Source organism: Streptomyces sp. NPDC015144 (assembly GCF_043079735.1).
Lineage (GTDB): Bacteria > Actinomycetota > Actinomycetes > Streptomycetales > Streptomycetaceae > Streptomyces.
This window is the reverse complement of sequence record NZ_JBIBUU010000003.1, coordinates 356,594-366,900: the sequence shown is the minus strand read 5'-3', so window position 1 is coordinate 366,900 and position 10,307 is coordinate 356,594. Positions and strand designations below refer to the sequence as shown.

8 protein-coding genes and 1 pseudogene are annotated in these 10,307 nt (G+C 75.4%); 7 read left to right on the top strand and 2 right to left on the bottom strand.

Features of this window, described 5'->3' with window-relative positions:
• Positions 1-156: 156 nt before the first annotated feature.
• The gene (locus tag ACF08W_RS08320; protein ID WP_385211647.1) at positions 157-891 is read right to left on the bottom strand and encodes a VIT1/CCC1 transporter family protein; all 735 of its coding nucleotides are present in this window, start codon (positions 889-891) and stop codon (positions 157-159) included.
• A gap of 266 nt (positions 892-1,157) precedes the next feature.
• On the opposite strand from ACF08W_RS08320, the pseudogene ACF08W_RS08315 reads away from it, so the two are divergent.
• The 7 genes and pseudogenes from ACF08W_RS08315 to ACF08W_RS08285 all read left to right on the top strand — a co-directional run.
• Positions 1,158-2,186: pseudogene (locus ACF08W_RS08315) on the top strand (ADP-ribosylglycohydrolase family protein); the annotation flags it as partial.
• Positions 2,187-2,534: 348 nt separating this feature from the next.
• The gene (locus ACF08W_RS08310) at positions 2,535-3,713 is read left to right on the top strand and encodes an ADP-ribosylglycohydrolase family protein (protein ID WP_385211645.1); all 1,179 of its coding nucleotides are present in this window, start codon (positions 2,535-2,537) and stop codon (positions 3,711-3,713) included.
• Positions 3,655-4,842 carry an ADP-ribosylglycohydrolase family protein gene (locus tag ACF08W_RS08305; RefSeq protein ID WP_352274952.1) on the top strand — a complete coding sequence of 396 codons (1,188 nt, stop codon included), beginning with the start codon at positions 3,655-3,657 and terminating at the stop codon, positions 4,840-4,842. Before ACF08W_RS08310 ends, ACF08W_RS08305 begins: the two co-directional genes overlap by 59 nt.
• Positions 4,839-6,218: an ADP-ribosylglycohydrolase family protein gene (locus tag ACF08W_RS08300; RefSeq protein WP_392278801.1), complete on the top strand. Its 1,380-nt coding sequence runs from the start codon at positions 4,839-4,841 to the stop codon at positions 6,216-6,218. Before ACF08W_RS08305 ends, ACF08W_RS08300 begins: the two co-directional genes overlap by 4 nt.
• Positions 6,215-7,099, top strand: a complete 885-nt coding sequence (rbsK, locus tag ACF08W_RS08295; protein ID WP_392278800.1) for a ribokinase — start codon at positions 6,215-6,217, stop codon at positions 7,097-7,099. Before ACF08W_RS08300 ends, rbsK begins: the two co-directional genes overlap by 4 nt.
• Positions 7,096-8,295: a CaiB/BaiF CoA transferase family protein gene (locus ACF08W_RS08290; protein WP_392278799.1), complete on the top strand. Its 1,200-nt coding sequence runs from the start codon at positions 7,096-7,098 to the stop codon at positions 8,293-8,295. The genes rbsK and ACF08W_RS08290 overlap by 4 nt, the downstream gene beginning before the upstream one ends.
• On the top strand, positions 8,292-9,095 hold the full coding sequence (locus ACF08W_RS08285; RefSeq protein WP_352274948.1) for a CoA ester lyase: 804 nt from the start codon (positions 8,292-8,294) through the stop codon (positions 9,093-9,095). The genes ACF08W_RS08290 and ACF08W_RS08285 overlap by 4 nt, the downstream gene beginning before the upstream one ends.
• Positions 9,096-9,157: 62 nt before the next feature.
• Here ACF08W_RS08285 and lgt read toward each other — a convergent pair whose 3' ends face one another.
• A complete protein-coding gene (gene lgt, locus ACF08W_RS08280) occupies positions 9,158-10,207 on the bottom strand; it encodes a prolipoprotein diacylglyceryl transferase (protein ID WP_392278798.1) in 1,050 nt (349 codons plus the stop codon).
• Between the last annotated feature and the right edge of the window lie 100 nt (positions 10,208-10,307).

Genomic DNA, 10,307 nt, shown 5'->3' with positions numbered 1-10,307 from the left:
CGACGGCGGACACGCGACGGCCTGGGGCGCGCCCCGGGCCCGGACACGCGACGGCGGACGTACGACAGCCGGGCGCCACCCCGGGCCGGACATGCGACGGCGGGCGCATCCGGTCCCGGATACGCCCGCCCGCCTGTCCGTCCCCGCCGTCGGGCCTCAGCCTCCGACGGCCACGCCGAACAGCATGCCCAGGCCGTAGGTGACGGCCGCCGCGGCGCCGCCCAGCAGCAGCTGGCGCAGCCCGCTGAACAGCCAGCCACGGGCCGTCACCCTGGCCACCACCGCACCGCAGGTGAACAGCCCGACCAGCGCCAGCAGCACGGCCGGCCACAGCGCGCTCGCACCGAGCAGGTACGGCAGCACGGGCAGCAGGGCCCCCAGCGCGAACGCGCCGAACGACGACACCGCGGCCACCAGCGGCGAGGGCAGATCGCCCGGGTCGATGCCCAGCTCCTCGCGGGCGTGTATCTCCAGGGCCTGCTCCGGGTCGCGCGACAGCTGACGCGCCACCTCGCGGGCCAGCTCCGGTTCGACGCCCCGGGACACGTACAGCTCGGCGAGCTCCCGCTCCTCGTCCACCGGGTGCTTGCGCAACTCCCGCCGCTCCACGGCGAGTTCGGCCTCGACCAGCTCCCGCTGGGAGGCCACGGAGGTGTACTCGCCGGCCGCCATGGAGAACGCTCCGGCCGCCAGACCCGCCAGACCGGTGATCACGATGGTCTGCTGGGAGACGGCGCCGCCCGCGACACCGGTCATCAGCGCGAGGTTGGAGACCAGGCCGTCCATGGCCCCGAACACGGCGGGCCGCAGCCAGCCGCCGTTGACGTCCCGGTGGGTGTGGTTGTCGCGGTGCGCCTCGTGCAGTACGGCGTCGGTCTCGATGATGGCCACGGATCTCCCCTTCTCCGGAAGCGGGTTCCACTCGCCCCACCCCTGCTCGACATCGTCGAAAGTACGCACGAAACGCGACTCCCGCCAGCAAGGCAGGCCGTACTTACCACCGCCCCTGACCAGGTAAGCAAGCCTTTCCTCAGCTCTTCTGACGGCTCATCCGACTGGCTCTTTTCTCGTGGCCCGCGGCCTCTGTCGGGGCTCCGCGTGGCACAGATGCGGGGAGGCCGGAGAACTGGCTCGGCGCGAGCGAAGGGGTCGACGCGATGGAGTTGATCACAGGGGGTCCGACGGAGCCGAGCGCGGGCCGCACACCCCGGACGGACCCCGGCGACCGGGCGCGCGGCTGTCTGCTCGGCCTCGCGGTCGGGGACGCGCTGGGGGCGCCGGCGGAGAACATGCGGCCCTCCGAGATCCGTCGCCGCTGGGGCCGGATCGAGGGCTTCGTGAGCGACGACCCCGCCGGTACGGACGACACGGAGTACACGATCTTCTCCGGGCTGCTGCTCGCCCGGCACGGTTCCGCGCTGACCGTCACGCATGTGGAGCGGGCCTGGCACCGGTGGATCGCCGATCTGGACGAAGGGCAGTTTCGCGGCGCCGGGTTCAGCGAGCGGGGCACGCTGGAGAACCTGCGCCGGGGGCTGGCCGCCCCGATCTCCGCCCAGCACCGGCACGCCTGGAGCGACGGGCTGGCGATGCGGGCGGCCCCGTTCGGGGTGTTCGCGGCGGGCCGCCCGGACGAGGCGGCGCGGCTGGTCGCGGTCGACGGGCGGGTCAGCCACGAGGGGGAGGGCATCTACGGCGGCCGGGCGGTGGCGGCCGGGGTCGCCGCGGCGATGGTGGGCGCCGGGGTCGCCTCGGTGATCGCCGCCGCCCTGTCGGTCGTACCGATGGACTCCTGGACGGCGCGTTCGCTGCGGCGCGCGGTGGCGGCGGCGCAGCGCTCCTACCCCGACCGGCTCACCATGGAGCGCGCGGTACGGTCCGCGGTGGTGATCGGCGGGTACCCGTGGACGGATCTGGCGCCCGAGGCGGTGGGGCTGGCCTTCGGCGCCTTCGCGGCGGCGCGCGGCGACTTCCGGGCGGCGGTGCTGACGGCGGTCAACATGGGCCGGGACGCGGACACCACGGCCGCGGTGGCGGGCGCCCTGGCCGGTGCCCTGCACGGAATGGCGGCGATCCCGCCGCACTGGGGGGCGGCGATCGGCCCGGTCCGGGGCAGTTGCCTGCCGACCATGCGCGGCCATCACGTCCTGGACATCGCGGAGTTGCTCACCCCGGACGAGCCCGACGAGGAACCGGCCGCGGACGCGCCCCCGAGCGGCGATCCCCTGGCCCGAACCGTCGTACGACCGGACACACGGACCGACGTCCCGACCACCGTAGTACGACCGGATCCGCAGACCGACGAACGGTCCGCCGTACGGCCGGACGTACGGAGCGGCGCGGCCACCGACGCGGCTGCGGAGGTACGGACCGGCGCGAGCACCGGCGTGCGGGCCGATACCGACAGCGCGCGCCACGACTCCGTCCTCTCCGACTCCTCCTCCTCCAACTCCGCCTCCTCCACCCCTTCCGCCGCCACACCCTCCCCCGCCGCCCGGCCGCGCCACCGGCCCGTCGCCGGGCTCCGCCCGCGGATCGAGGGGCTGCTGCTCGGGCTCGCCTCCGGGGACGCGGCGGGCTGGCCCGCCGCGCGGCACCGGGCGGCCCGGATGCCGGAGTGGACCCGGCGGCTCACCCGGGAGCTCGACACCTTCGCCGAGCAGAACGCCACCACCACGCTGCCCGTCCCGATCGCCCTCAACCAGCCGCCCGAGCCCCTGCGGCTGGGCCCCTCCGACGACGCCGAATGGGCGGCCTTCGCCGCCGGTACCCTCCTCGCCTCGGCGGCCGCGCCGCTGCACGGCCTCTCCCCCGGCGAGCGGCTGCGGGCCGCCATCGACGTGGCCTGGAACGCGCTGGCCGCCGAGGTCGCGGCGGCCGCCGCCCGCGCCCCCGAGGTCGAGTCCGCGGTGCTCCCGCTGCGCGCCCGGATCTCGGTACGGGCCGGGCTCGGCAACCTCGCCGCCGGGCTGCGCCCGCCCGCCACCGGCCACGACAACCCGCACTACTTCGACGACGCGGCCTGCGTACGGGCCGCCGTGCTCGCCGTCGCCCACCCGGGCGACCCCGAAGCCGCCGCCGACCTCGCCGAGTTCGACGCGCGCTACACCCAGGACGGCGACGGGGTGCACGGCGCCCGCGCGACGGCGGCGGCCCTCGCCTGCGCGCTCGGCGGCGCCGATGTCGACACGTCGGTCAACGCCGCGCTGGCCCAGCTCCCCGAGGGCACCGAGATCGCCCGCAACGCCGCCCACGCCGTCCGGATCGCCCGCGACTTCGTCGGTGAGGCGGCCGGTGCCTTCGCCCTCGTCCCCGTCCTGGAGCACCAGATCGTCGACCACGTCTACAGCTACGGGATCGCCGCCGCCGAGACCGTCCCGGTCGCCCTCGCCCTCGCCACCGCGGCCCGGGGCCGGATCACCCAGGCCGTGCCCGCGGCGGCCTGCCTGTCCCGGGTCGCCGACTCCGCGCCCGCCCTGGCCGGTGCGCTGACCGGGGCGCTCGGCGGGATCGGGGCCGTTCCGGGCGGCTGGCGCGAGGCCTGCCGCACCCTCGCCGGCTGTGCGCTGCCCCGGCTCGCCGGGACCGATCTCATCGAACTCGCCGGACTGCTGGCAGACCGGGAACCGGACACCTCGGGTGGACAATTCGGACATGACATCCACGATGCCCCTGCGGTCCGAGGCCGGACCCACGACACCCGCACTCGATGACCGGATCACCGGCGCGCTCGTCGGCGCCGCCGTCGGCGACGCGCTCGGCGGCCCGGTGGAGGGCCGCTCCCCCGAGCAGATCGTGGCCCGCCACGGCGGCCGGATCGACGGCATCGTGGGCCCCTGGGACGGCGGGAACTGGCGCACCGCACGCCCCATCGCCCCGTACCACAAGGGCGACGGACACGTCACCGACGACACCCTGATGACCCATGCGCTGGTACGGGTCTACGGCACCGTGCGCGACCACCTCGACGCCTACGCGGTCGCCCGCCACCTGGTCCCCGAGCTGATCTCCCGGCCCCGCTGGATCCCGGAGCTGGAGGCCGAGGCGCTGCCGCTCCAGCGGATCTTCCTCGCCGAGAAGTGGATCGTCGCCCGGCTGCACTACGGCCACGCCGACCCGCGCGAGGCGGGCAACGGAAACATCGTCAACTGCGGCGCGGCGATGTACATGGCGCCGGTCGGCCTGGTCAACGCCGCCCATCCGCAGGCCGCGTACGCCGAGGCGCTGGACGTCGCCGGGGCCCACCAGTCGAGCTACGGCCGGGAGGCGGCCGGGGTCTTCGCGGCGGCCGTCGCCGCCGCCTGCGCCCCGGGCGCGACCCCCGCGGGCATCGTCGAGACCTGCCTGTCGCTCGCCAAGGACGGCACCCGGTCGGCGATCGAGGCGGTGTGCGAAGCCGCGTCCGCGCACCACGACTTCGAGTCCGCGCTGGCCCCGCTGCGCGCCGCCGTCGCCCCCTTCGACTCGGTCGGCCCCGACTACCGCGCCCCGTCCCTCGGCGCCCGCAGACCCTCCCGGCTGCACTCGATCGAGGAGCTGCCCATCGCGCTCGGCATGCTGCTCGTCGCCGACGGCGACTACCGGCACACGGTGCTCGGCTCGGTCAACTACGGCCGGGACTGCGACTCGATCGCCACCATGAGCGGGGCCCTGGCGGGCGCGCTCGGCGGCGGACGGGCGGTCCCCGCCGACTGGGCCGCCACCGTCGCGGAGGCCAGCCGCCTCGATCTGCACGCCCCCGCCCGGGATCTGGCGGCGGTCGCCCGCGAGGTGTTCGCCCGGGACACCGCCCGCCGCCGCGGCCACGAGGCGGCCTTCGCCGCACTGGCGGCGGCCCGATGACCGTACGGGTGACCTGGGTGCAGCCGGAGGACCTGGTCGGGCACGAGCTGCGGCAGGCCGCCGAGGACGGCCGGGACGCCCGCGCCGTCGCGCGCCGGTGGTACGAGGCGGGCGGCGCACCCGCACCGGAGCGCGCGGGCGCCTCCCCCGTACCGGCCCCGGGGCTGCGGTTCCTCGCGGAGCGGCTGCTCGACGAACTCGCCCTGCTGGAATCCCCGTCGGGCGAGGACGAGCCGACCGGCCTGGCCGCGATCCGGGCCGCCTGCCCCGACTGGCCGGCGCCCCGCCCCGGTACCGCGCCGGTGTCCCCGGAGCGGCTGCACGCCGCCTGGCTGGGCCGGGCGGCCGGCTGTCTGCTCGGCAAGCCCGTCGAGAAGCTGCCCCTGGACGGCATCCGGGCGCTGGCCCGCGCCACCGGGAACTGGCCGCTGACCACCTGGTTCACCGCCCGTGGGCTGCCCGCCCCCCTGGCCGCCGCCCACCCGTTCAACCGCCGCTCCGCGCCCTGCTCGCTGGCCGAGAACATCGACGGCATGCCGGAGGACGACGATCTCAACCACCCGCTGCTGACCCTGCTGCTGCTCCGGCGCCACGGCCCGTCGTTCACCACCGACGACCTCGCCCGGCTCTGGCTCGACGAACTGCCGGCCGGCCGGACGTTCACCGCCGAGCGGATCGCCTACCGCAATCTGCTGGACGGCATCGAGCCCCCGCACACCGCCCGGTACCGCAATCCGTTCCGGGAGTGGATCGGCGCCCAGATCCGGGCCGACGTGCACGGCTGGACCCACCCCGGCGACCCCGGGGCCGCCGCCGCGCAGGCCCACCGGGACGCCGTGCTCAGCCACACCGGCAACGGCGTGTACGGGGCGATGTTCACCGCCGCCGCGCTCGCCGAGGCCGCCGGGGGCGCGAGCGACGTGCACGGCTGCCTGGCCACCGGGCTGCGGGTGGTGCCCCCGCGCTCACGGTTCGCGCGCGCGGTCCGCGCCGGGATCGCGGCGGCCCGCGCCCACACCGGTACCTCCTTCGACGCGGTGGCCGACCGGCTGCACGCCGAGTACGGCGGGTACCACTGGGTGCATGTGCTGCCCAACGCCGCGCTGCTCGCCGCCGCCCTCACCCACGCCGACGGGGACTTCGCGCGCTCCGTCTGCCGTGCGGTGGAGGGCGGCTGGGACACCGATTCGAACGGGGCGACCGCCGGTTCGCTCGCCGGGCTGCTGGCCGGGTCGCCCGAACGGCTGCCGGAGCACTGGACCGCCCCGCTGAAGAACCGCCTCGCCACCTCCGTACCCGGCTTCGACGGCATCGGCTTCGACGAACTCGCCCGGCAGACCCACCGGCTCACCTCCGAGGAGACACTGTGCCCATGACCCGCATCGCGGTGCTCGGGAGCACCAATATGGACCTGGTCGCCTACACCGAACGGGCCCCCCGGCTCGGCGAGACCGTCACCGGGCGGGAGTTCCGCACCGTGCCCGGCGGCAAGGGCGCCAACCAGGCCGTGGCCGCGGCCCGCGCGGGCGGTGACGTCCTGATGATCGGCGCGGTCGGCGACGACGCGTACGGCGGCCTGCTGCGGGACAACCTGGAGCACTCGGGCGTCGACACCGATCTGCTGCACACCGCCGAGGGCCCCAGCGGCACCGCGCACATCGTGGTCGACTCCGCGGGCGCCAACGCGATCGTGGTGATCCCCGGGGCCAACGCCACCGTCACCGCGCTCGGCCCCGGCGAGATCGCCGCCATCGCGGGCGCCGGGCTGCTCCTCCTCCAGCTGGAGCTGCCGCTGTCCGCGGTGGTCGAGGGCGCCCGCACCGCCCGCGCCCAGGGCGTACGGACCATCCTCACCCCGTCCCCCGTGCAGCCGCTCCCGGCCGAACTCCTCGACTGTGTAGACCTGTTGGTGCCCAACGAGCACGAGGCGGCCGAGCTGTCCGGCTTCGCGGACCCCTGGGCGGCCGCGGACCACCTCCTCGGCCGGGTCCCCGTCGTCGTCATCACCCTGGGCGCGAAGGGCTGCCTGTACGCGGCCCGGGGCACCGAGCCCGTCCTCTTCCCCGCCCCCGAGGTGACCGCCGTCGACACCACCGGGGCGGGCGACACCTTCGTCGGCACCCTCGCCGTGGCACTCGCCGAGCACCGCCCCGTACCGGAGGCGCTGGCCTGGGCGGCGGCCGCCGCCGCGCTCTGCGTGCAGCGGCCCGGCGCCTCGGCCTCCATGCCGTACCGCACCGAGATCGAGGCCGCATGACCACGCCCGCGCGGGCACCGCTGACCGGGCTGCGGGTGCTCGACCTCGCCACGCTCTTCGCCGGTCCCCTCTCCGCCACCCTGCTCGGCGACTTCGGCGCCGAGGTGATCAAGGTCGAGCATCCGCTCCGCCCCGACCCCTCACGCGGGCACGGCCCGACGAAGAACGGCGTCGGCCTCTGGTGGAAGCTGCTGGGCCGCAACAAACGCACCATGACCCTCGACCTCTCCACGCCCGGCGGCCGGGACGTCCTGCTCGGGCTGGCCGCCCGGACCGATGTGGTCGTCGAGAACTTCCGGCCCGGCACGCTGGAGCGCTGGGGTCTGGGCTGGGACGAGCTGCACGCGGCCAACCCCCGGCTGGTGCTCGTCCGGGTCACCGGCTTCGGCCAGTTCGGCCCGTACGCCCACCGCCCCGGCTTCGGCACCCTCGCCGAGGCGATGAGCGGCTTCGCCGCGATCACCGGGGAGCCGGACGGACCGCCCACCCTGCCGCCCTTCGGGCTCGCCGACTCGATCGCGGCGCTGGCCACCGCGTACGCCGTGATGGCCGCGCTCGCCGGGCGCGAGCGGACCGGGCGGGGGCAGATCGTCGACATGGCGATCATCGAACCGATCCTGACCGTGCTGGGCCCGCAGCCCCTCTGGTACGACCAGCTCGGCTACGTACAGCCGCGCACCGGCAACCGGTCCGGGAACAACGCCCCGCGCAACACGTACCGCACCTCCGACGGGCACTGGGTCGCGGTCTCCGCCTCCGCCCAGTCGGTCGCCGAGCGGGTGATGCGCCTGGTCGGCCGGGCGGAACTGATCGACGAGCCCTGGTTCGCCTCCGGCACCACCCGCGCCGAGCACGCCGACGAGCTGGACGCGGCGGTCGGCCACTGGGTCGCCCGGCACACCCGCGAGCAGGCGGTCTCGGCCTTCGAGAAGGCGGAGGCGGCCATCGCCCCGATCCACGACGTCCAGGACGTGATGGAGGACCCGCAGTACCGGGCGCTGGACTCGGTGACCGAGATCGACGACCCGGAGCTGGGCCCGCTGCGGATGCAGAACGTCCTCTTCCGGCTCTCCGAGACCCCGGGCTCGATCCGCTGGGCGGGCCGGCCGCACGGCGCGGACACCGAGGAGATCCTCACCGGTCTGGGCCTGTCGGGCGCGGAGATCGCCGCGCTCCGGTCGGCGGGCGTCCTGTGACCGCGGCGGTTCCGCTCACCTGGCTGTACGTCCCCGGGGACCGGCCGGAGGTGGTGCGCAAGGCCCTGGGGTCCGGGGCGGACGTGGTCATCGTGGACCTGGAGGACGCGGTGGCGCCGGAGCGCAAGGAGTACGCCCGCTCGGCCACCGTCGAACTGCTCTCCGACCCGCCCGGAAAGAGCGCCGTACCGGTCCACGTCCGGGTCCACACCGAGACGGACGTCCTCGCGCTGGCCGGGCTGCCGGGGCTCTCCGCACTCCGGCTGCCCAAGATCACGCACGCGGCGTCCGTCCACCACATCGCGGCCGTGGCCCCCGGCGTCCCGCTCTGCCCGCTGCTGGAGTCGGCGCTCGCCGTCGAGCACGCCTACTCGGTCGCCGCCGCCCACCCCCAGGTGTGCGCCGTCGCGCTCGGCGAGGCGGACCTCCGTGCCGACCTGGGGGTACGGGACGACGCCGGGCTCGACTGGTCGCGCAGCCGGGTGGTGGTCGCCGCCCGCGCCGCCGGGCTGGCCCCGCCCGCCCAGTCCGTCTTCGCCGACGTCCGGGACCTGGACGGGCTGTGGGCGTCCTGCGCGCACGGCCGGGCGCTGGGCTTCCTCGGACGGGCCGCGATCCACCCCCGCCAGCTCCCGGTGATCGAGCGGGCCTTCCGCCCGACGCCCCGGGAGATCGAGGCGGCGGCACAGATCGTGGCGGCGGCCGAGACGGACGGGGGCGCGCTGGCGCTCCCGGACGGGCGGTTCGTTGACGCGGCGGTGGTGGCCTCGGCCCGCAGGACGCTGGCGCTGGCGGGCTGAGCGGGAAGACACCTGGGGCCCGGACCGTCCGGTCCGGGCCCCAGGTACCAGGTCGCCGTGGCTCAGCCGTTCTTGGCCGGCTCCGCGGTGTCCTTCTTCGTCAGCTTCTCCGACGCCTTCGGCTCGTCCCCGGGCGCGTCGCCCCCGGTGTCGGCCTTGTCCTGTGCGTCGGCCTCGGTGTCGGTGCCGGCCTCGTTGTCCGCGGCCTTCGCGTCCTCGGCCTCCACGGCCTCCGCCTTCTTCGCCCCGTCCTCGCCCTCGGAGGCGTCATCCGCGGTCTCGGCGGCCGCTTCATCGGCGGCGCCGGGCTCCACGACCTCCTCGCGCCCCGGCCGTACCTTCGCCGAGACGACGATGTAGACCACGGCCAGGACGAAGACGATCAGCGCGGTCCACACGTTCAGGCGCAGGCCCAGGACGTGGTGGGCCTCGTCGACCCGCATGTACTCGATCCAGCCCCGGCCCGCGCAGTACGCCGCGACGTACAGGGCGAAGGCCCGGCCGTGCCCGAGCTTGAAGCGGCGGTCCGCCCAGATGACCAGCAGGGCGACACCGACGCACCACAGCGACTCGTACAGGAACGTCGGGTGGTACGTGCCGGCGAGCCGGTTGGGGCCCTCGCTGATCTTCAGCGCCCACGGCAGGTCGGTCGGCTTGCCGTACAGCTCCTGGTTGAACCAGTTGCCCCAGCGGCCGCAGGCCTGGGCCAGGGCGATCCCGGGGGCCAGCGCGTCGGCCCAGGCGGGCAGCGGGATGCCCCGGCGGCGGCAGCCGATCCAGGCGCCGACGGCACCGAGCGCGATCGCGCCCCAGATGCCGAGGCCGCCCTGCCAGATCTTGAAGGCGTCGACCCAGTTCCGGCCCTCGCTGAAGTACAGCTGGTAGTCGGTGATGACATGGTAGAGACGGCCGCCGACGAGGCCGAAGGGCACCGCCCAGACGGCGATGTCGGCGACGGTTCCGGCTCTGCCGCCCCGGGCGACCCAGCGCTTGTTGCCGAACCAGACAGCGACGAAGACGCCGATGATGATGCAGAACGCGTAGCCGCGGAGCGGGATCGGGCCGAGATCGATCACGCCGGTCGACGGGCTGGGAATGTAGGCAAGTTCCATGGCAGAGTCGACGCTACCTTGCCGGGTGGGGGCCGGGGCAACCCACCCGACAACTTCTGGGTAACGGGCCGGTCATCGAATTCCCTTCCGGGCACGGCCC